The organism is Lichenihabitans sp. Uapishka_5 (genome assembly GCF_033947565.1).
Lineage (GTDB): Bacteria > Pseudomonadota > Alphaproteobacteria > Rhizobiales > Beijerinckiaceae > Lichenihabitans.
This window is the reverse complement of record NZ_JARPVX010000026.1, coordinates 1-20,627: the sequence shown is the minus strand read 5'-3', so window position 1 is coordinate 20,627 and position 20,627 is coordinate 1. Positions and strand designations below refer to the sequence as shown.

Genomic DNA, 20,627 nt, shown 5'->3' with positions numbered 1-20,627 from the left:
GATGGGGAGGGCTGCCCATGATCGACATCGAGGCCGAGGCCCTTGCGATCGTTCATGGCCAAGGCGAGGCCTGGTCGGCGGCGGTCGAGAAGCTGGAGCAAGCCTGGACCGCCGACGACCCTGCCGCAATAGCCGCATGGCAGGCGGTGTTCTCCCGCTATGTGGACCTGGCCTACAAGCTGAACCTCGATAAGGACGGCTTTTACGACTACCAGATTTATAAGGATTCAGTCGAACTGGCCGGCGGTTACGACCCCCGGCCTGAACCGCCAATGACGAAAGCGGAGCAGGCCGCGTTAAAGGCGGAGGAAGCGGCCTTCCAGGCCGAATGCGACGCCGGCCTTCACCAGCCGCCGGTTCATCATCCGACCCTGGACGATGATATTCCCTTCTAGGCGTCCACGAACGGAAGCCAAGGTCGCGGCATAGGCGGCTGTGATGCCGAACCGCTTCCATGGCAAAGCCGTCCCTTCATGGCGAGCAGGCTAGGAATTTCCAGCTGGATGAAAACAGCCTTTGTTTCTAGATTTCATGTATATTTCGGCATGAAGAATTTATTGGCGATGTTGTTCTGCCTCTTGCCGCTGACGGCACAGGCGTTTCCTGCCGTAGTCACCAAGATCGCAGATGGCGACACCTTCACGGTCATGGCCGATGGCCAGAAACAACGCATCCGCGTCTTCGGCATTGACGCGCCGGAACACGATCAACCTTTCGGGTCCAAGGCTAAGGCCGACCTGTCGGCCCTGATCCTCGGTAAGACCGTCGAGGTCGAGCCGCCGCCCGGTCATCGCAGTTTCCCGAAGAGCTATGACCGGATCGTCGCCATGGTGCGGACAGGGCAGGGGACCGATATCGGCTGGACCATGCTGACCCTGGGCGACGCTTGGGCCTATGACGAATTTCATCCGCCCCGGTCCTACGACGAGGCCATGACGCAGGCGGCCTCGATCCACCAGGGCCTATGGAGCCAGGCCGATCCGACCGCCCCCTGGGACTGGCGGCACCGCAAGCCGCACTACCGCCGACACTGACTGCCGGAACTGCCGCCAGACGCCTTCCGTTAGTCAGGCTTCAACAACGAAGGGAGGTGATCCGATGTCTACAGCGACAGACGATAAGGCGAGCGGCATGGCCAACAAGGCGGCCGGTTCCATCAAGCAGGGGATCGGCAACGCGGTCGGCGACTCGAAGCTGCAAACCGAAGGAGCAGGCCAGAAGGCCAAGGGGTCGGTGCAGGAAGCCATGGGCGACGCGAAACAGGCGCTCAAGGATGGCCTGAACCACCTCGCCGACAAGGCGAATAAGACCCTCTAGGAGCGGCTGGAAACAGCCACTGGCTTTAAAGCGCGCGCCCCGGCCGTCAATCGACGGCCGGGGCGTTGTCGTTGCTGATGCGGGCCTTCACTAGGTGCAGCGTCCGGCCCTTGACCGTCTCGACGGACATCACGGCCAGATGCTCGATGATGAGGGCCGGCGGGATTTCGAGGTCGAGCAGCGTGTCGATCGTCGCCTGGATGGCTGCGCGGCGGGCCTGACGCTGCGTCTTCTCGTCGATTGGCTGGCTCATGCCGCGACCACGCCCCTAAGGGATGCCCGCACGGCCGCGGCCTCCGGGTCGATCGCGTCGAGGTCCTTCTCGGCCGAACGGTTCATGGCCTTGTGCATCGGCCGGACGTGAAACCGGTCGAGCGGCAGCAGCATGGACGGATCGGGCTGCACGGCCTGGGAAAGGTCGAGCCATTGCGTGATCCGGTCGTCATCCAGCACGAGCGGCATCCGGTCATGGTAGGGGCGGATGAAGTCGTTCGGCTCCTCGGTGACGATCAGGAAGGACGGACGGGCGTCACCCTTGTGGTCGGCGTCCTGCCAGATGCCGGCCAGCCCCAACAATGCTCTGCAAGACACGTTTGAGCATTTGCTGCCAGAGAGCATTGGCGGGCGTAAAGGCGTCAGAGGGTTCATCCACCGAGGCTGCAACAGCGCGGCCGGGCACGCCTGGGATGCAGTGCTTGCTAAACAGCTGCAACCATTGTGCCTGATGTTCGATATCGCGCGGCAACGGGGAGCGATCAGGGTCATGGCCGGCTCCGGGGTGAGCGGCTGACAGGATCACGCGACCCTGGCTTCGGCGTCAATTGCGGTCGGTAGCGAGCGATCAGCCATAATGGCCGTGTTCACTTCACCGGCTGCGTAATCATCTCTTCGATGCGATTAGCTATGATATCGACCGCGAATGGCTTGGTGATGACCGACATGCCCGGATCGAGATGGCCGTTACCGATCACGGCGTTCTCGGCATAGCCGGTCATGAACAGCACCTTGAGGCCGGGCCGCAGCGACCTGGCCGCGTCCGCGATCTGGCGGCCGTTCATGCCGCCTGGCAGGCCGACATCGGTCACGAGAAGGTCGATGCGCGCCTTGGAATGCAGGACCTTGAGAGCTGATGGCCCGTCTTCGGCTTCGACCACCTCATAGCGCAATTCCCCAAGCACTTCGGCAACCAGCATGCGGACGCCCGGTTCGTCGTCCACCACCAGAACCGTCTGGCCCTGCTCAGCCGGTTCCGGGGGACGGATCGAGAGCTCGTCCGTTTCCACCTCGTCACCGTAATGGCGGGGCAGGTAGATGGTGATGCTCGTGCCTGTCCCGGCTTCCGAATAGATGCGGACCTGACCGCCCGACTGGCGGGCGAAGCCGTAGGTCATAGACAGGCCAAGGCCCGTGCCCTGGCCGATCGGCTTGGTGGTAAAGAACGGATCGAACGCCTTGGCGATAACCTCAGGCGGCATCCCGCATCCAGTGTCTGTGACCGCCAGGGAGACATACTGGCCGGGTGGCACGTCGCGTTCCTTTGCGGCCCGCTCGTCGAGCCAACGGTTCGCGGTTTCGATGGTCAAGCGGCCGCCATCCGGCATGGCGTCGCGGGAATTGATGCAGAGATTGAGCAACGCGTTGTCGAGCTGGTGCGGATCGACCAGCGTGGTCCATAATCCGGCCGCGCCCGCCACCTCGACCTCGATCGACGGTCCGACGGTGCGGCGGATCAGCTCGTCCATGCTGGCGATCAGCTGGTTGATGCCGGTCGGCTTAGGATCGAGCGTCTGCCGGCGTGAGAAGGCGAGCAGGCGATGCGTCAATGCGGTCGCGCGCTTGGCCGCGGCCTGGGCCGACATGGCAAAGCGGCTGAGTTCTGAGATCCTGCCTTGCGTGATGCGTCGTTCGAGCAGTTCGAGGCTACCGGTGATGACGGCCAGCAAATTGTTGAAGTCGTGCGCCAAGCCGCCGGTCAGCTGACCGACCGCCTCCATCTTCTGCGACTGCCGCAGCGCTTCCTGCATCGTGGCCAGCTCGGCTTCCGCGCGTAGGCGGTCCATGATGTCCTTGGCATGGTGGAACGCGCCGACAAGGCGGCCCTCTGGATCGCGCAGGGGAAAATACGTCACTTGCCAATACGGTTTGGCGAGGTCGGGATCGCCGAATTCCTCGGTAACCGTGTAGGACTCGCCCGCAAGCGCCCGAGCCATGAAACCCCGCATGATGGGCGCCTGCTCGGGCGGGAAAAGGTCGGGAAACACTTCGCCAACCTGGACGCGATGCCCGAAAATGCGGAAAAACTCGTCGCTGTGGGCTTGGTTGAAAGCCGTCAGGCGATAGTCCGTGTCGAACACGCAGATCGGGTCTTTGTTGGCCTGGACGACGTCGCCGAAGAGCTTGAGGCGCAATGCCTGGTCGGCCAGGACGGCAGCTTGGACCTTTTCGTCCGTAACATCCCGCGCGGTCGCATAGATTTTGTTGTCGGCCATGACGGCCGTCCATGACAGATCGCGATAGTCGCCCGCCTTGGTGCGGAAGCGGTTTTCGAAATTGACGGTGGAATGTCCTTGCGCCAGCAGTGCAGCCTCGGCGCGCGATCTGGCTCGATCGTCCGGATGCTCTATCCATTCGGAGGTTCGTCCGACCAGCTCATCCGCTGACCAGCCGAGTACGCGGGTCCAGGCCGGGTTGACGCTCAACCAGCTACCCTCGGGCTCGGCGACCACGAGCATGTCGCGGCTGACCTGCCAGATGCGGTTGCGCTCTTCCGTCCGCTCGGCGACCTGCTGTTCGAGCGTCGCATTCAGCTCGCGTAGGCTGGCTTCGGCCGCATCGCGCCGTTGCCCGGCCAGCACGCCGGCGGTCGTGTCGATCGCAATATCGAGGAAACCGACAACGGCCTCACCCTCCCGCAGCGCGCTATAGGCAAACGTCCAATAGGTGTCCTCGGCGTAGCCCTTGCGCGTCATGACGAGGTGCATGTCGGTCTGGTGCACCTCTTCGCCGGCCATGGCGCGTCGGATCAGCGGGTCAATATCGGCCCAAACGTCATGCCAAACCTCCTTGATCGGCTGGCCGAGGGCGGCCGAATGGCGCGCCGCCAGGAAATCGATATAGGCCTCGTTGTAGATGAACGTCAGTTCCGGCCCCCAGCCCGCACACATGGCGAACGGGGAAGCCATCATCATTTCATAGATGGCCGTAAGGGAAGCCGACCAGATCTCGCGTGGCCCCAAGGGCGTCGCTGACCAGTCGAAGTCGCGGATGGACGCGCCGTGCGGACCTCTCCCGAACTGAACAACTCCGGTGTCGTTCATGCGCTCAGCGGCCCTTGTGTCCCAGACTGCGCTTTTGCGGCTTGGCGCGCCGCCCGATGGTCTTGGAAATCCAACTCTCGTTCGTCGAGCAACCGGAGCGCCGCGCGGACCACTTCGCTGAAGTTGCCGTATCGCCCCGAAGCCAGCATGCGTTCAACGACCGCATGGAGCTCGGCGCTCAACGAGATCGAGACATTCTTGCGCTGAGACATGATCAACAGTTATAACGATAACAATAGATACGACAAGTCTGCTCTATAACGCGACGCTTAGGCTGACGCATCAGCCATGATGGAGCGGTAGCGTACCTTCACAAAGGGTCATCGCTTGGCCTTGAGACATGAGATGCAAATCGCATTGATCCTTCGACGCCTAGCAGGGTTGCCCTTATACGCTGAATGACGGGATTTCAGGATGCCGAACGAAGAACCAAACTCGACGGCGCCCACCGAACAAAAGCGTGAAGGCGACAGACGCCTGCCCGCCTTCATCTCTCAGAATATCAAGCCGATCGTCGTCGAATGGGAGGAGTTCGCGCGGACGTTGACCCCGACATCCGATGGCATGACCCCTTTGGCGTTGCGGGACCATATCCGCCAAATCCTGCAATTCATCGTCGCCGACATTCAGTCGGATCAGACGCCGAAGGAAGAGACGATCAAGTCCAAGGGGAAAAAAGTTCGCACCAAGACCAGCACGGCTGCGGAGGTCCACGCCGCACTGCGCCTCTCGGGCGGATTCAACATCGGCCAGATGGTTTCCGAGTACCGCGCCTTGCGAGCCAGCGTAATCAAGCTCTGGAGGAGAACAATCCCGCTCATGGATGAGAAGGACTTCGATGACCTGACGAGGTTCAACGAGGCAATCGACCAAGCCATGACGGAGTCGGTGACCTACTATACCGACGAGGTGCTGAGGTCGAAGGATCTGTTCATCGGCATCCTTGGGCATGACCTGCGCAGCCCAGTGCAGGCAATCACATTGTCAGCCGAACTTATGCCGCGCTTGGGATCGCTCAATGAACGACAGGAGATGCTCGCAGGAGGCATGTTCGACTCCGCCCGACGTATCGGCGGCCTGATCGACAACCTCATGGATGTTACCCGCGCGCGGTTCGGCGGTTCGCTCCCGATCGTCCGATCCGCCATGAACTTCGGCTACGTCGCCCATCAGCTTGTTGACGAAATGCGGGCGGCGCATCCGTTGCGGACGATCAAGCTCGATGTGCCGCCCGGAGACCTCGAAGGGGAGTGGGACAAAGCCCGTATTGGGCAGGTGTTTTCGAACCTGCTCGGCAACGCTATCCAGTATGGCTTCAAGGACGGCTCGATCGATGTCGGCGTCACATGCGACGGTGACGCAGTCACGTTGATGATCAACAACCAAGGCGTGCCAATCCCGCCGGAGAAGATCGGAACGATCTTCAATCCCTTGACCCGCGCACCGGCGACGACCGACCAGCACGCTTCCATGAATTTAGGGCTGGGCCTCTACATCACCCATGAGATTGTCGTAGCCCACAACGGTACGATCCAGGTCAGCTCGTCAGAACAGCAAGGCACCACCTTCACCGTGCGGTTTCCCAGGTTCAACTCCGAACCGGCATTGGACCCGGTGTGAGAAAAGATCGCTGACCGCCGGGGCAGGCCTGATGCTCGCCTCCGTGAGGCTGCTGGTGCTCAATGACCAACAGTTCGCTGGTGCATCACTCAAGATTGATGAACCAGCCGGACGGCTGCGCTATTATACCAACGTGCACTGATCAGAACGCATGGGCCCAGTCGCGCAATCCGATGGACATGATGATCCAGGGCTGGTCGATGAGCTTGTTCCAGGCCTCGCAGCATCGGCCGACGATGTCGTCGTAGTCGGCGAAGATGCGGTTTGACAGCCAGTTGTCGCGCATGAACTGCCAGATGTTCTCCTGCGGATTGAGCTCGGGGGCTCGCGGGGGCAAGAAGAGCAGCGTGATGTTGTCGGGCACGGTGAGCTTAGGGGTCGCGTGCCACCCGGCTTGGTCGAGGATGAGGATCGCGTGAGCGCCCGGATCGACGGTGGTAGAGATCTCGGCCAGGTGCCGGTTCATCGCGCCTGTGTCGCAGTAGGGCAGGACGAGGCCGGCGCCCTTGCCCTTCTTTGGGCAGATCGCTCCAAAGATGTACGCCCACATGGTGCGCTGATCCTGGGGCGCCGACGGCCGCGTTCCCCGGCGAGCCCATCGCCGCGTGATCTTGTTCTTCTGCCCTATACGAGCTTCGTCCTGCCACCAGATCTCGATCTCGGTCCCGCGCGGGAGCTTGGCCTGGATGGCCACCAGCTCGGCTGGGAAGCCTTTTTAAAAGCGTCTACCTTGAGTTCGTTCTGGGCATGATGGCGCGGGCGGGCCGACAGCTTGGCAAAGCCAAGCGCCTTCAACTCGCGTCCTACCGTCGTCTCGTCGAGCGAGATGCCGTATTCCCCGAAGATCCAGGCTACGAGGTCCTTGCGCCGCCAGCGCACCACGCCGTGGATCGCCGGGATTGGGCCGCTTTCCACCATCCGGGCCAGGGCTTGCCGCTCCATCTCGCCCAGCTTCGGCCGGCTACCCGGGGCGCGGCCACTGATGAGCCCGTCCGGACCGCGTGCATTGAACCGCACCACCCAGTCGCGCACGATTTGAAGCGTGACGTGGCCAACCATCGCCGCTTCGTTGCGCGTCCCGCCGTCATAGATCGCCGCCAGTGCCAAAAGCCGACGCGCCTGATCCGCATCCTTCGTGGCCCGCGCCGTAAGCGTGAGCAGATGGCCGCGGCGGGCTACGCGGCTTGAGCCTGAGGCGGTCGGCTGGCGGTCCAAGTCCAGGGGAGCAGGTCGTCGAGCCGGCTCATGGGATGGTCGGCGATGCGACCGATGACGTCGGTCAGCCAAGCCTGAGGGTCGACGCCGTTCAGGCGGGCCGTGCTGATCAAGGTGTAGAAGGTCGCGGCGCGGCGGCCGCCCTCGTCGGAACCGGCGAACAGATAGTTTTTCCGGCCCAAGGTGAGCGGCCTGATAGCCCGTTCCGCGGCGTTGTTCGAGGGTTCGAGACTTCCGTCACCAACGAAGCGCGTCAGCGCCGGCCATCGTGACGTCGCATAGCGGATCGCCTTGGCGAAGGGGCTCTTGCCGCTGATCCTGGTCAGCGTCGCTTCCAGGTGAACCTTCAGCGTGTCCAGGATCGGAGTGGACCGCTCGGCACGTGCGCGCTGCCGCTCGGCTGGCGGCCGACCACGGATGATGGTCTCGACCGCGAACAGGTCGCCGATCAGCGCCAGGGCGCGCTCGGCGGCGGGAGATGCCGTCGTGACATGGACGTCGTAGATCTTGCGTCGCGCATGGCTCCAGCACGCCACCTCGATCAGTGACGCCGGCGCGCCGGTCAGCGGATCGGGTTCGTAGAGCTTGCCGAAGCCCGTGTAACCGTCGGCATGCAGGTGGCCGCGGCAGCCCTTTAGCAGCGCATGCGCATGCTGGGCCGTTCGGTCCGGCGAGTAGAGGTAGACGGCCGCCCGCGGCGCCATGGAGCCGAAGCCCCGCTCGTCGCGCACCGCGACCCATAGGCGGCCGGTCTTCGTCTTGCCGCGCCCAGGATCGAGCACCGGGACCGTGGTGTCGTCCGCGTGGATCGCAGGGCCGGCGCGCACATGTCGGCCGATGCGTTCGGCCAAGGGCGCGAGCAGCGCCGCAACGTGGCCCATCCAGCCCGCCATTACCGACCGATCGATGGTGACGCCTTCGCGGCCGTAGATCTCGGATTGACGGTACAGGGGAAGGTGATCGCAGAACTTCGACACAACCACGTGCGCCAGGAGCCCCGGACCAGGCCGCCCCTTTTCAATCGGCAGGCTTGGCATCGGTGCCTGCAGGATCGTTTCGCAGGCGCGGCAGGTCATCTTCGGGCGGATGTGCAGGATGCGGCGGAAGCGGGCGGGCACGTATTCCAGCACCTCGCGCTCGTCCGCGCCAATGCGGCCGAACGCGGTGCCGCCGCAGTTCGGGCAGACGCAAGGCGCCTCGTGCATAATCGTTTCGGTCGGCAGGTGGGACGGCAAGGGCATGCGCACGGACGGCTTGCGCTCGACCGCAACAAGCACAGGCGCTGCCGATCGAGCCATCCTGGCCTGCGCCTCGGCCGCGCTCTCCTCGATGTCGCCAATCAACAGTTCGAGTTGCTCGACCTGCGCGTCGAGCTTCTCCGACGAGCGGCCGAAGCGCGCCCGCCGCAGCAGGGCGAGCTGGTGCTTCAGCTTCTCGACCAGCAGGGTCTGGGCCTGGACAGTGGCTTCGAGCACCACGAGATCATGCTGCAACCCGCTCGCGAACCGGCGGAGCGCGGCAGGGTCGTCGGGCAGATCGGTGGTAATGCGCGACATGGCCCGAGACTATCACACGGGTCTGGACCGCAAAGGAAAATGGCGCCGATCTCAGGCCAGGGCGGGTGCCGCGACCTCAGCGGGCGCCACCGTGCGCCGCCAGTCGATCCCTTCGACCAACAAGGCGGCTTGCGCGGCCGTGAGACGAAGGCCGCCCTCCACGATCGGCGGCCACACGAACCGTCCCCGCTCCAATCTTTTTGCGAAAAGGCACAGCCCGGACCCATCCCAGGCCAGGATCTTCAGGTAGTCACCGCGGCGGCTCCGGAAGATGAACACGGCGCCAGAATACGGGTCGGCGCGCAGCACCTGCGCCACATCGGCCGCCAGCCCGTCGAAGCCGCGGCGCATGTCGACCGGCTTGCAGGCGAGATAGACCTTCAGCCCCGGCGCGATCGTCAGCATCAGAGACCGACCAAGGTCGACAGGATGCCCCGCAAAGCCTCGGGAGCGATGTCGCTATCAAGCGATAACCGGACGCCGTTCGGGAGTGCGATTTCCATCGCACCCTGCGGGCGGCCTCGACCAGGCTGTTGTGTCAGCGACGCCGGGCGCCTGGCCTTCTTGTGCAGCTGCGGCAACAGGGTCGGAGCCGGTGCCGACGGGTCGACGATCTCCACCGGAACGAACACCGGCACCCGGCCAGCTATCGTGCCTTCCTTCCCGAGGCGAAGACCCCGACGCCGATCAAGTAAGCCCTGGCGCGAGCGGCTGATCCACTTAAACAGAAGATTCGCGTTGACCCCATGCTGCAAGGCAACCGCCGCAACCGACGCGTTCGGCGCCATTGCTTCAGCAACAATCCGTTGTCGCTCCTCAGCAGGCCAAACGCGTCGCTTCCCGCTGCTCGCTTCCATTAGGTGTCCACCTCGACATCAGGTGGACACCTATCCCAGGCCAAACCAAAACACGGTAGGCGGCCGTCCAGTCACGCTTACCCCGCGCCAGCCCACGAAGCCTCAAGCCGTCGAAATCATCGCGAAGGGGGATGGGCGTCGCCATGGCAATCTCCGTTGCCATGATGATTCAGACTTCAGGCCGCCTGAAAACCCCAGGAGTCACGCTCGCCACTCGCTGGTATTAGTGCCTGCGCATGCGGGGCGTAAGCAATCTGTCAATGTGTTGCTCGCGCTCGTGAAGCATCTGACAGTCTTAGCAGGAGCGCTTTCAGGTTTCGCGGACTTCTTCGGCCTTTGTCAAGGCATCGTTGAGCCTGCCTAATGTAAATGGCTTAGAGATGACCGGAACGCCAGGATATTCCAACTCGACGCCGCTGTAGCCGTAGCCGGTCGCGAACACGAACGGGATGCCGCGATCGACAAGCACGGCCGCGATTGGGAAAGATCTCGCACCATTGAGGTTCACGTCGAGGACGGCGAAGTCGATCGTCTCGCTCTGCGCCAGGCGTAGCCCATCGCTCAGGCGATAGGCCGGTCCAACCACGCGGTAACCCATCTCGACGAGCATGTCCTCGACGAGCATGGCGACCATCATCTCGTCTTCGACGACGAGCACTCGGTACGCGTCTGTCACGCCTGGATGATCTCCGTTTCGAATGGGTAGGGGGCGTGGATCGTGCAGACGAGCCCATCGGGTCGAAAGTCGAGCGTGGCATCTCCGGCGAGTTCACCCGCGAGCCCGCGTTCGATGAGGCGCGATCCGAAGCCTTTGCGGGCCGGGCCCATGACATAAGGGCCGGCACGCTCCGTCCAACACAAGCTCAACCGGTCTCCCGCTTCCGACTTCTCCAGGGACCAGTCGACGTCGACCTTGCCTGTCGACACAGACAACGCGCCATATTTGGCAGCGTTTGTCGCAAGTTCGTGGAAGGCCATCGACAAAGCCACGGCCGTTTTTGGTGTCAGGCGGATCGGTGGCCCGGAAAGCCGGAAACGGCTGTTCCCGCCGGCAGCCTGATGAATAATCGCGGCCTTTGTGATGACGGCGTCCAGCTCGGCGCCATCCCAGCTTTCGGCCGTCAGGACGTCGTGCGCATCGGCGAGAGCCATCAGCCGTGCCATGAATGCTTCCCGGATCTGCGGCGTGATGTCCTCGTCGCGAAGGGTCTGCATCGCGATCGACTGGATGATTGCCAGCGTGTTTTTAACGCGGTGGTTCAGCTCATTGATCAGCAACTGCTGGTGGCGCCTGGCCTCCTGGTTTTCTGCAAGCGACTTCCTGAGCGCCACGCGGTCATCCCGTTCCTGACGCAGCAGGATCACCTCGTCGTAAAGCCGTTGCCCGACCTCAGTCCGGGCTGCGTCCTTGGTGTCCAGCATGAGTGAGGCGAGTTCCTCATGCAGCCGCATGAGTTCCTCCATATCTTCCTCGAACACGATGTCGGGGTGGGTTTCCGTCCAGTAGTGAGCCGTCCGGATGAAGGCCAGGAAAGCCGTCAGGAATTCGAGTGTCTGAGCACCGAGCGCAGCCCGCAGGGCACCGCGTGCACGCTCCGAAGCCGTCGGATGCAGGAAGACGATGCTGGCGGCCGCAAAGATGTCGAACTCCTCCTGGGTGCCCGCTTCCGGCACGCCGAAAGGCGAGTTGCGGGCTTCGAGGCGAAGCAGGATGGCGTCCAGGGTCCCGGCGTCCGGCACGCCAGGCTTCCGCAGCAGCTCGACGACGTCGTCTACGGTCTGCGGGTGTGCTTTGGGATCACCGGCGGGCTGACCGTTGCCGACGAGGAACCCGACGTGTCGGACGATGCAGTACCGCACCTCACAGAAGCGCGAGACGTGGACGAACAGCCTTTCTTTGAAGAGGGAAGGCAGCGGGTTGAAAATGTAGGCCGACTTGGCGAAGCCCCAGAGCTCGGCGATCAGGCCAGGCGCCTCTGAAGCGCTCTGGAAGAAATTTGGCACAAGCCCAAAACGACCGGCTACTTCGGCGTTGAAAGCCGCCTTCGTGGCGGCGCTGGCATCAGCTTCGTGCAGTGTCATCAACTTCCTTCCTGGCGTTTTGCCAAGCCCGTACTGGGGAGAGGGGCCTGCGTCACTCGATCATGCACGTTCGCTACCCGACGTTCGATCTAACTTAGATTGCCGTGCGCCTGCGGCCACCCTCGAAGCGTCATCACTGGGAAAAACCCACCGTCGGCTGTTGCTAAGCGGCGCTTACCGTTGACCAAATCAAGATTGGTGCGGAGCACAGATAGCCTGGGTTGCATACAATCATTCGCTCAAAGAGGAACGATTTGAGCAGTATGGCGCCATGGATCAGGCGAGAAGCGGCATTCGGAACGTGAAACGGGTTGCTTCGTGGGTGGAGTCTACCCCGAGAGTCCCCCCATGCGCCTTAGCGATTTCGGACGCGATATGCAGACCGAGGCCGAGGCCTTGCAGGCTGCTTCGGACCTCGCCCCGGAAAAATGGGTGGAACAGCCGCTCCATGGCCTGAGGCGGAATAGGCTCGCCCGCATTGGCGATCCAGATCGTCAATACCCCGTCGCTCTGATCGGCATGAACTTGGACGGGCTGTCCGGCCTCCCCATGAGTCAGGGCGTTGCCAAGCAGGTTGGATACAAGCTGGCCGATCCGCGAGGGATCGCATCTGATCGGCGCGGGCAGATCGAAATCGGTTTCGATGGCGCGGCCGCTGTTGCCGAGGCGCAGTTCAGACACGACCTGTTCGAGGATCGGTGTCAGAGCGACGTCGATCCGGAGATCGAGCGGGATGCCCGCGCCGAGACGGCCGCGCGCAAAATCCAGCACGTTGTCGATGAGCGTTCCCATTCGAAAGACGCTGCCTTCGAGCATATCGAGGATGAGCGCTCGACGTTCGGGCGTCACGTCCCGCTTCAGGAGGTTCAGGCCACCCCCGATCGAGGCGAGAGGATTGCGCAGATCATGGCCGAGGACGGCTATGAACTCCTCGCGCAACTGGGCGATTTCGCGCTCGCTCTCCAGTAGGGTTTGTGTTCGGGCTTCGGCCACCTTGGCAGCGGCACGCGCTTCCAGAAGCTCCTGCTCGTAGCGCCTTCGATCGAGCGCCTTGGTCAGCGCGAGCCGAATGATCGGAAGCCTGTCGGTATCGTTTTGTTGCAGCTGTGCATGAGCGAAGACAGGAAGGACGTGACCATCGGCGGTCCGCAGTTCGAGTGCCATTTCGCTAAACCCGCCCTGCATCCTCAGCAGCGGGGCCACATTGGTTTCGTAAAATATGCGCGTGCCGACGGTGAGCAGGCTCGCGAAACGTCTGCCGAGAAGGTCTGTCTTTGCGTAACCGCTCCAGCTTGCGAGCGTCTCGTTTACCTGAATGATCAGGCCGTCGGTATGTATCGACAGATAGCCAACCGGGGCTTGTTCGTAGAGGTCCACAAAATCCTCGATTGGTGCGCCTCCAGGTGCATTATGGCTGGCGTTAGACAAAGGCGCGGATCGCCCCGATGACTTCCTCGGGCGCGCTCAAATTGGGGCAGTGTCCGGTCGCATTGAGGTAGACGATGCGGCTGCCGGGTATATGGCTGTGGACGTACTCGCCAACCTGTATGGGCGCTATGCTGTCCTCCTGGCATTGAAGGATCAGCGTCGGGACCGCTACCTTTTCGAGGTCCTGCCGGTTGTCCGACGTGAAAGTGACACGCGCAAAGTTGCGGGCGATCTCCGGATCCATCCGGCAGAAGCTGGCTGTCAGTTCCTCGCTGAGTTCGGGCCGATCGGCATTCCCCATGATAACCGGAGCCATGGTGGCCGACCATCCCATGTGATTGCGACCGAGGAACTCCAGCAGTTCGTCGATTTGCTCGGCATCGAAACCGCCCGAGTAGTTCACGTCATTGATATAGCGTGGCGAAGGGCTGACCAGCACGAGGCGGCCGAACAGGCCTGGCGCTTTGAGAGACGCCAGAATTCCGATCATTGTGCTTACGGAGTGGCCGACGAAAATTGCATCCTTGAGCCCAAAGTCCCGGCCGATCTCTATGAGGTCGTCGACGTAGCCGGACAAAGACGCGTATTTGGCGGGGTCATACGCCTCGATGTCGGAACTGCCTGCTCCGACATGATCGAACGCCACGACGCGAAAATCCTCTTCAAACGAAGGGGCCACGAACCGCCACATATTCTGGTCGCAGCCATAGCCATGCGCGAAAACGATCGTTCGCACCCCGCTTCCCTTTACCCGGACGTTATTTCTTCGACCACTCGACATCCAACCTCTGCGGAGGCTCGCCGGATAACGCAGATTTGCGTATCGCGAGCCGCCCTCGTCATTGACATACCAAAAATCTATCTGCCGAGCCAAGGATGTTAGCGCTGTGCAAAGACCTCCTCTCCGCGAGGCACCATGTCCACGTTAACTCTCTGATCCTGCTGATGAGCGCCACACGCATAAGACCGCGTTGCATATCTCAAGACTGGCGCACCAACCGTGACTTACGCTTCGATCTGAGTGAGGTAGGCGCAAAACATGTCGGCCATGGCGTCAGCGTAGGCTGCGATTTCTTCTACCGATCGCTCTCCGTCTGAAAAACTTTTGCCCACTTCGCCCATCGTGTTCAGGACGAGGTCAGCCGCCAAAACGCGCGTCGCAGCTGAGGATACGGGCAAGACCTCCTCGATGAAGTCGCTGAACATCGCGTCACCTTCGGCGCGCTTCGATTGCGCTTCGGGTGCATCGCGATACAGCGGCGCAGCATCGCTAAGGGCAATGCGCATCTTCGCTTCCTGGCACTCCGACGAGAGAAAGGCATGGACGAGGGCCCGAAGGCGATCGAGCGGAAGCTGCCCCGCATCAGCGAGGATATCGCGCATCATCGTCGATGTTTCCTGCCACTCCTCGCTCTGCAGGCGAAACAGGATGGCGGCCTTGTTCGGGAAATACTGGTAAAGCGACCCGATGCTGACGCCTGCCCGTTCGGCCACGCGCGCCGTTGTAAAACGGTGTGCGCCTTCTTGCGCCAAAACCTGAGCCGCCGCGTCCAGAATGGCCGTCACCAAGCATGAAGAGCGCGCCTGCTTCGGTTTTTTCCTTTGAGAAATTAGTGGCTTGTCAGATGGCACCGTTCAGGCTCCAGCAAACGCGATTAGTAAATGTGAGCTATTGATCGTATTTTAAGGGGGAGCCAAGAACAAGCCTTTGAACGGATGAATGCGATGAATACTCTGACTTCGAAACCTCTGGCACTGTTGCTCGATCACCTATTCTCGGAAGCCGATGCCGCAACCAGCCCGGCACTCAAGTCCATGCCCAAGGACGAGCGTAATCGCCTCCTGAAGAGCAAGACCGAATACCTGCAATTCTACAGCCTAGTGAAGGATCTGTGGCTACCGGTGTCGCGCGAGACCGGATCGCTGCTTTACCTGATGGCGCGCAACAGCCAAGCAACGTCAATCGTCGAGTTCGGCACGTCGTTCGGCATCTCGACCCTCTACCTAGCCGCGGCCCTCCGCGACAATGGTGGCGGTCGCCTGATCACCACCGAGTTCGAGCCCTCCAAGGTGGCGCGTGCCCGTCGCAACCTTGAAGAAGCTGGGTTGGCCGATCTTGTCGATGTGCGCGAGGGCGACGCGCTGCAGACCCTTGCGCAGAACCTGCCGGCAACGATCGACCTGCTCCTGCTTGACGGGGCCAAGGCGCTTTACGGTGAAATCCTTGATCTCCTGGAGTCCCGACTGCGGCCAGGGGCGCTGATCATCGCTGACGATGCCGACCAGAACCCGGACTACCTGGCGCGCGTGCGGTCAACGGGCGGAGGCTACGTATCCCTGTCGTTCGGCGATGACGTCGAACTGTCCCTGCGCACCGACTGAACACATCAACAAAGGAGGAACTACCATGCATATCTTCGTCACAGGCGCGACTGGCTGGGTCGGCTCAGCCATCGTCGCCGACCTGCTCGCGGCCGGGCATCAGGTTACGGGCTTGTCCCGTTCAGCGGATAAAGGCGAAGTCTTAGCTGCGACAGGCGCAAGGGTTGTGCACGCTAGCCTCGACGACCACGCGGCGTTGCACGAAGCCGCGAACGCCGCCGATGCCGTGATCCACACGGCATTCAACCACGACTTTTCCCGCTTCGCTGAAAACGCTCTGCAGGATCGGCGTGTCATCGAGGTCCTCGGCGATGCCCTGCATGGCTCCGACCGGCCTTTGTTGGTGACATCGGGCCTTTCCGGCCTGAAGCGTGGTGCGACCGAGGCCGACATGGCTGCCGACGCCTCACCGCGCAAATCCGAGCAGGCGGCTCGCAGCCTGGCCGAGCGTGGCCAGCGGGTGGCCACGATCCGGCTGGCGCCGTCGGTTCACGGTGTCGGCGAAACCCATGGCTTCATGCCGATCCTGATCCGGACCGCGCGGGAGAAGGGCGTGTCGGCCTACATCGAAGAGGGGGCTAACTGCTGGGCCGGCGTGCATCGCCTGGACGCCGCCCGCGTGTACCGCCTCGCGCTCGAAACGGGCGTGACGGAGCCCGTCTACCATGCCGTGGCGGAAGAGGCCGTGCCGTTCAAGGACATCGCGAGCGTCATCGGTCGTCGTCTGGGCTTGCCGGTCGAGTCGCGGGAGCAGGAACATTTCGGCTGGTTCGCCATGATGGCCCGCGCCGACATGAGCGTCTCCGCCGCCCGGACCCGTGCGGCGCTCGGCTGGCAGCCGACCGGGCCGGATCTGATCGGCGAGCTGGACGACGACCGCTACTACGCAGGGTAAAGCAGGTCCATCCACGACCGCCGTAAGCGTTCACGTCAGCCAACGCCTCCACCAGAGCCGGCAGGGGTAGGAGCCCGACCCTAGTCGGTCATCAAATCAAGGAAGCGTCGCCATGAGTTTCCCCGAACAATCCCGTGCAGCCTACCGGCAGGTCGTGGCCCTGACCGGCGCACTGTTCCTTTCCTATCTGACCGTGGCCATGTCACTGCCTGCCGTGCCGGTGCATGTGGTCCAGCATCTTGGCCTGCCGAACGCGGCGGGTGGCCTGGCGATCGGCATCGCATTCCTGTCCACCATCCTGACCCGGGGCATCGCCGGCGGCCTGAGCGACCGCATCGGCGGCAAGCTCTGCATGCAGCGCGGCCTCTTGATCTATGCCGTCGCGTGCGTGATCTGCTTGACGTCGAGCTGGGGCACGTTGCCCAACTTGACCGCCTATACGGTGTTGATTGCCGGGCGGCTGCTGGTAGGACTCGGCGAAAGCCTTGCCATGGTGGGCATGATCAGCTGGGCCATCGGCCTGATGGGGCAGCCCCAGACGGGACGCGTCATGGCTTTGGTCGGTGCCGGCATGTACGGCTCATTCGCGGTCGGCGGCCCGCTCGGCATGATACTGCTTGGACGGACTGGCTTCGCCGGCGTCATGGCGGCCTGCACGCTGCTGCCGCTGATCGGCCTGCTCGCGATCCAGGCGATCCCTGCGGTCGCTCCGAGCCCAGGCCGTCGCGAGTCGTTCTGGCGGATCATCGGCCAGATCTGGCAGCCCGGTACCGTCGTGGGCTTCCAGGGTGTCGGTTTCGCGGTCCTCGGTGCGTTCTTCTCGCTGTATTTTCTGAGCCGAGGCTGGCCCTATGCCGGTTTGGGCCTGACATGCTTCGGTCTGGGGTTCGTTGCTGTTCGCCTGCTTTGCGGTCATTTGCCTGATCGGATCGGCGGGACACCAGTGGCGCTTGTATCGCTCGGGGTCGAGGCCTGCGGTCAGTTCTTGCTCTGGCAGGCATACACTCCCTTAATGGCATTGGCCGGTGCCCTGCTGACCGGGCTAGGCTGCTCCATGGTGTTTCCGGCCATGGGAGCGAACGTGGTGAAGCGAGTGCCACCGCACCTCAGGGGCACCGCGATCGGCGGCTTCGTGATCTTCCAGGATTTGGCATATGGCGCGTCGGGCCCGCTTGTCGGGTTGCTGGCCGACAAGACCAGTTACTCGACCGTGTTCTTGGTCGGCGGCGTGGCAGCCTTGCTGGCTATGACCTTGACCTTGCGACTTCATCGAGCAGTACTCATCGCGCCAGCTTGATGGCAGGAAAGCAGCCTCCCTTCATGGTGCATCACTTAAGACCGATGCACCAACCTGACGGCCCTACTCTGTCATAGGCTTAGCCGGTGCAAATGCTCGGTGCAGGACCCTTAGCTTATGGGCGGTATGGCCCGGAGAACAGGTCGCCGAGCGCCTTGCGCATGCGGAGCGTCAACCATCGCTGCCGGTGATGCTCTTCACGATCGTGCAGCATGTGGCACCGCTGGCAGAGGGCTTTCAGGTTCCTCGGGCTGCTGTTGACCGGATCGTGATCCAAGTGCGCCGTTGCGAGATAGACGGTCGTGGTGGTCCCCTGCTCCGGGTCGATAGACAGCCGTGGAAGCGTTCTGCCCTTTCCGCAGCGCCAGTGCGCCCGTTCCTCGTCGTACCATCTACCGTCGCCGAGGTGGCGCACCGTCATGCCGTGTGGGCGACCGCAGCCTTCGCAGCGCCCCTTAGCCCGTTCGAAGCGGATCACTGCAGAGAGCTGCTGCCAGTCGATCGGGTACAGGTATTTGAGGTGTGGGCGGATCGGCATCAGGCCCCTCCTGCCTGGCGGCGCGCAGCCGGGAAATACTGGTAGAAAGTCCCTCGGGTGACATCGAGGCGGCGCGCGATCTCGGCCACCGAGATAGTGTGGTCCTTCAGCATGGCCCGCGCTGCGGCCAGGTCTGCCTCGGTGAGCTTCTTCCGCCGCCCACCTTTCCGACCACGGGCAAGCGCGGCCTTCAGGCCTTCCATGGTGCGTTCGCGGTTGAGGTCGAGGAAATACTCGGCCATGGCACCGTGGACCTGCAGGGCGAAGCGCCCATGGGCTGTTTCGCTGTCGAAGTGTTCTGTCAGGCTCTGAAACCGGACACCATCACGGCGCAGCGTGTCGAGGGTACGCATCATCTCGACGAGCGAGCGACCGAGGCGGTCGAGCTTCCACACCACCAGGATGTCATCGGGACGGAGGAACGCGAGCGCAGCTTCGTATTCCGGCCGGCTGGTCCGAGCCTTGCCAGACTTCTTCTCTTCGAAAATGCGTTCGCACCCGGCCTTGCGAAGCGCGTCACGCTGCAGGTCGAGGTTCTGGTCGGCAGTTGAAACACGGGCATAGCCGATAAGCATGTCCGTATTCTGCAATATTACCGTTTATCATACAATAGAAAAATAGACACGCTTTCCAGACATTTACAGCCTGCTTTTTGGGTATCGGGCGCAACCAGCAGGATATGTCTGGAAAAGGGTCGTTTTCCCGACAGATAGGCAGCCCCACGGACAACCTGGACTGTGTTAGGATCATGCATGCGCGAGTGGTTCCCTCTCACCGATTACGAATTTTATGCTTTCGTGGCTTCGGGCATGTTCCTGATCGCGGCAGTCGATTACTGCTATACGGGAGGAGTTCTGGTTGGCCGCACTGAGTGGACTGTCGTTCAGGGTGTTTTCTGGACTGTAGTGGCTTATGTGCTCGGCCAAATCTGCGCCGCCCCTTCTTCTGCAGTCGTCGAGTTCCTGCTGGCCAGGGTCTGGCTGCGCTCGCCGGCAACAGTCGCTTTAGGGATCGGCAAGCGCCGCTGGCGGGAACACGTCGTGGCGTGGCTCTTTGCCAATCGCGAATATGCGCCGCTTTCATCGGCGGTGCAGAACAGGATCAAAAAGGCTGCTGCTACCAAATTGAAAGTAAACGTCGACGATCTCGACGCGGAAGCCGTCTTCCAGGTCGCTTTTCCAGCGGCCCGCGGGCAGGAAGACTCAGCCAAGCGACTCGACAGCTTTATCAACAGCTATGGCTTTTGCCGGAACATCTGCTTTGTGGCGATCATCGCCACGCCCATGCTCGCCTTGAAATATCACAGGGACCACATGACGCTCGATCTGGTTCTGCTTTCGACGTAGATCGTGTTTGCTGTGGGGATGTTTGGCCGGTTCATAAAGTACTACGCTGCTTATGGTCGGCAGGTCCTCTCTGCTTACAGCCATACTGTCGATTAGGCCTGGTCGATCATTGGCCTGCCAACTCGGCCACTTCGCTGATCAAAGCCGAATAGCCTTCTGGGTGCGCGATCAGCATCAGCGCAGGATAGAACTGGCGCAGCGCCAGGCGCGCTGCTGTTGCTGCGTCCAGCCTTGAGGGTCCACTTGGCATCAGGTGGTTGTGCCAGGTGCCAAGCACATGAAGTGAGCCGCCGGCTTCCCGCATCAATCGGGCAATAGCTGGCCGAAGGCCCTGGGTGCCAAGCGTGAACCGCTCTGCGGTGAAGATGCTGTCCGGTGGCGCCTCGATCAGGTCAACGACCTGAAAGGTCTCGGACGCCTGAACGTAGCGGCCGACAATAACGCCGCCGGTTTCTACCCCGGGCCGCGCTGCAATCCTTTCCCTGATGAGCACGTCGACCCGCGCGCTGACGCGCACATGCCGGTCGCCTACTGCGAAGGCGATCATCGGATCTATGTCGACCGACTGCCAAATTTGGGAGAGCCCGTCTGAGAGGATGTGGCCCAGATCGATATGGCCCGGCAGCGACGCTTCCCGACTGATCAATCGGCGGTGCACGGCCTCCGCAAGCCCGGCCGCGAATGTGCTCAGCCGGCTGTCGGGCATCGGGAAAGTGAGGGTGCCGGATCGTGTCCCCTGACGTGGTGTAGCTGATGAGGCCATCACAGTGCCCGGCT

Annotated in this window: 24 protein-coding genes; 8 read left to right on the top strand and 16 right to left on the bottom strand. The window is 62.3% G+C overall.

Translation table 11 applies throughout. From position 1 onward, the window contains the following. The first annotated feature begins 17 nt into the window (after positions 1-17). The 3 genes from P7D22_RS11475 (at position 18) to P7D22_RS11465 (ending at position 1,317) form a co-directional block, all read left to right on the top strand. Complete coding sequence (locus tag P7D22_RS11475; protein WP_319934368.1) at positions 18-395, top strand: hypothetical protein; 378 nt, start codon at positions 18-20, stop codon at positions 393-395. A gap of 150 nt (positions 396-545) precedes the next feature. After that, positions 546-1,034 carry a thermonuclease family protein gene (locus P7D22_RS11470; RefSeq protein WP_319934367.1) on the top strand — a complete coding sequence of 163 codons (489 nt, stop codon included), beginning with the start codon at positions 546-548 and terminating at the stop codon, positions 1,032-1,034. 64 nt (positions 1,035-1,098) lie between these two features. After that, the gene (locus tag P7D22_RS11465) at positions 1,099-1,317 is read left to right on the top strand and encodes a CsbD family protein (RefSeq protein ID WP_319934366.1); all 219 of its coding nucleotides are present in this window, start codon (positions 1,099-1,101) and stop codon (positions 1,315-1,317) included. A 46-nt stretch (positions 1,318-1,363) separates the two neighbouring features. Here the strand turns inward: P7D22_RS11465 and P7D22_RS11460 are convergent, their stop codons facing one another. The 4 genes from P7D22_RS11460 to P7D22_RS11445 form a co-directional block, all read right to left on the bottom strand. Continuing rightward, positions 1,364-1,570, bottom strand: a complete 207-nt coding sequence (locus tag P7D22_RS11460; protein WP_319934365.1) for a hypothetical protein — start codon at positions 1,568-1,570, stop codon at positions 1,364-1,366. Continuing rightward, positions 1,567-2,082 carry an SOS response-associated peptidase family protein gene (locus tag P7D22_RS11455; RefSeq protein WP_319934364.1) on the bottom strand — a complete coding sequence of 172 codons (516 nt, stop codon included), beginning with the start codon at positions 2,080-2,082 and terminating at the stop codon, positions 1,567-1,569. Before P7D22_RS11455 ends, P7D22_RS11460 begins: the two co-directional genes overlap by 4 nt. Before the next feature lie 95 nt (positions 2,083-2,177). Beyond that, positions 2,178-4,499, bottom strand: coding sequence for a PAS domain-containing protein (locus P7D22_RS11450; RefSeq protein WP_319934363.1), 2,322 nt, complete (start codon positions 4,497-4,499; stop codon positions 2,178-2,180). 131 nt (positions 4,500-4,630) lie between these two features. After that, the gene (locus tag P7D22_RS11445; RefSeq protein WP_319934362.1) at positions 4,631-4,846 is read right to left on the bottom strand and encodes a type II toxin-antitoxin system ParD family antitoxin; all 216 of its coding nucleotides are present in this window, start codon (positions 4,844-4,846) and stop codon (positions 4,631-4,633) included. Between the two features lie 202 nt (positions 4,847-5,048). Here P7D22_RS11445 and P7D22_RS11440 point away from each other — a divergent pair, with 202 nt between their 5' ends. Then, positions 5,049-6,254: a sensor histidine kinase gene (locus P7D22_RS11440; RefSeq protein WP_319934361.1), complete on the top strand. Its 1,206-nt coding sequence runs from the start codon at positions 5,049-5,051 to the stop codon at positions 6,252-6,254. Between the two features lie 142 nt (positions 6,255-6,396). On the opposite strand, the gene P7D22_RS11435 is transcribed toward P7D22_RS11440, so the two are convergent. From P7D22_RS11435 to P7D22_RS11395, 9 genes are all read right to left on the bottom strand, one after another. After that, positions 6,397-7,415 (bottom strand): IS630 family transposase gene (locus P7D22_RS11435; protein WP_319934404.1). Its coding sequence is split into 2 segments (ribosomal slippage): positions 6,397-6,965 and positions 6,965-7,415, totalling 1,020 coding nucleotides; the frame shifts between segments, so codons are not numbered across the junction. A gap of 14 nt (positions 7,416-7,429) precedes the next feature. Beyond that, positions 7,430-9,025, bottom strand: a complete 1,596-nt coding sequence (tnpC, locus tag P7D22_RS11430; RefSeq protein ID WP_319934360.1) for an IS66 family transposase — start codon at positions 9,023-9,025, stop codon at positions 7,430-7,432. A 51-nt stretch (positions 9,026-9,076) separates the two neighbouring features. Continuing rightward, the gene (tnpB, locus tag P7D22_RS11425; RefSeq protein WP_319934359.1) at positions 9,077-9,430 is read right to left on the bottom strand and encodes an IS66 family insertion sequence element accessory protein TnpB; all 354 of its coding nucleotides are present in this window, start codon (positions 9,428-9,430) and stop codon (positions 9,077-9,079) included. Continuing rightward, positions 9,430-9,882, bottom strand: coding sequence for an IS66-like element accessory protein TnpA (gene tnpA, locus P7D22_RS11420; RefSeq protein WP_319934358.1), 453 nt, complete (start codon positions 9,880-9,882; stop codon positions 9,430-9,432). The genes tnpB and tnpA overlap by 1 nt, the downstream gene beginning before the upstream one ends. 310 nt (positions 9,883-10,192) lie before the next feature. After that, on the bottom strand, positions 10,193-10,558 hold the full coding sequence (locus P7D22_RS11415; RefSeq protein ID WP_319934357.1) for a response regulator: 366 nt from the start codon (positions 10,556-10,558) through the stop codon (positions 10,193-10,195). Further along, positions 10,555-11,964, bottom strand: a complete 1,410-nt coding sequence (locus tag P7D22_RS11410; RefSeq protein ID WP_319934356.1) for a sensor histidine kinase — start codon at positions 11,962-11,964, stop codon at positions 10,555-10,557. The genes P7D22_RS11415 and P7D22_RS11410 overlap by 4 nt, the downstream gene beginning before the upstream one ends. Positions 11,965-12,240: 276 nt before the next feature. After that, positions 12,241-13,341 carry a PAS domain-containing sensor histidine kinase gene (locus tag P7D22_RS11405; RefSeq protein ID WP_319934355.1) on the bottom strand — a complete coding sequence of 367 codons (1,101 nt, stop codon included), beginning with the start codon at positions 13,339-13,341 and terminating at the stop codon, positions 12,241-12,243. Positions 13,342-13,384: 43 nt separating this feature from the next. Further along, complete coding sequence (locus P7D22_RS11400; RefSeq protein WP_319934354.1) at positions 13,385-14,173, bottom strand: alpha/beta fold hydrolase; 789 nt, start codon at positions 14,171-14,173, stop codon at positions 13,385-13,387. A gap of 224 nt (positions 14,174-14,397) precedes the next feature. Beyond that, on the bottom strand, positions 14,398-15,024 hold the full coding sequence (locus P7D22_RS11395; RefSeq protein ID WP_319934353.1) for a TetR family transcriptional regulator: 627 nt from the start codon (positions 15,022-15,024) through the stop codon (positions 14,398-14,400). A 93-nt stretch (positions 15,025-15,117) separates the two neighbouring features. Here P7D22_RS11395 and P7D22_RS11390 point away from each other — a divergent pair, with 93 nt between their 5' ends. From P7D22_RS11390 to P7D22_RS11380, 3 genes are all read left to right on the top strand, one after another. Beyond that, on the top strand, positions 15,118-15,774 hold the full coding sequence (locus P7D22_RS11390; protein ID WP_319934403.1) for an O-methyltransferase: 657 nt from the start codon (positions 15,118-15,120) through the stop codon (positions 15,772-15,774). A 25-nt stretch (positions 15,775-15,799) separates the two neighbouring features. Next, on the top strand, positions 15,800-16,669 hold the full coding sequence (locus P7D22_RS11385) for an SDR family oxidoreductase (protein WP_319934402.1): 870 nt from the start codon (positions 15,800-15,802) through the stop codon (positions 16,667-16,669). Positions 16,670-16,781: 112 nt separating this feature from the next. Beyond that, the gene (locus tag P7D22_RS11380; RefSeq protein ID WP_319934352.1) at positions 16,782-17,966 is read left to right on the top strand and encodes an MFS transporter; all 1,185 of its coding nucleotides are present in this window, start codon (positions 16,782-16,784) and stop codon (positions 17,964-17,966) included. Between the two features lie 115 nt (positions 17,967-18,081). Here the strand turns inward: P7D22_RS11380 and P7D22_RS11375 are convergent, their stop codons facing one another. After that, positions 18,082-18,504, bottom strand: a complete 423-nt coding sequence (locus P7D22_RS11375; protein ID WP_319934351.1) for a hypothetical protein — start codon at positions 18,502-18,504, stop codon at positions 18,082-18,084. Beyond that, positions 18,504-19,079, bottom strand: a complete 576-nt coding sequence (locus tag P7D22_RS11370; protein WP_319934350.1) for a recombinase family protein — start codon at positions 19,077-19,079, stop codon at positions 18,504-18,506. The genes P7D22_RS11375 and P7D22_RS11370 overlap by 1 nt, the downstream gene beginning before the upstream one ends. A 177-nt stretch (positions 19,080-19,256) precedes the next feature. Here P7D22_RS11370 and P7D22_RS11365 point away from each other — a divergent pair, with 177 nt between their 5' ends. Next, the gene (locus P7D22_RS11365; protein WP_319934349.1) at positions 19,257-19,850 is read left to right on the top strand and encodes a hypothetical protein; all 594 of its coding nucleotides are present in this window, start codon (positions 19,257-19,259) and stop codon (positions 19,848-19,850) included. A gap of 106 nt (positions 19,851-19,956) precedes the next feature. Here the strand turns inward: P7D22_RS11365 and P7D22_RS11360 are convergent. Further along, a partial coding sequence (locus tag P7D22_RS11360; protein WP_319934348.1) for a Mov34/MPN/PAD-1 family protein occupies positions 19,957-20,627 on the bottom strand: 671 nt, incomplete at its 5' end.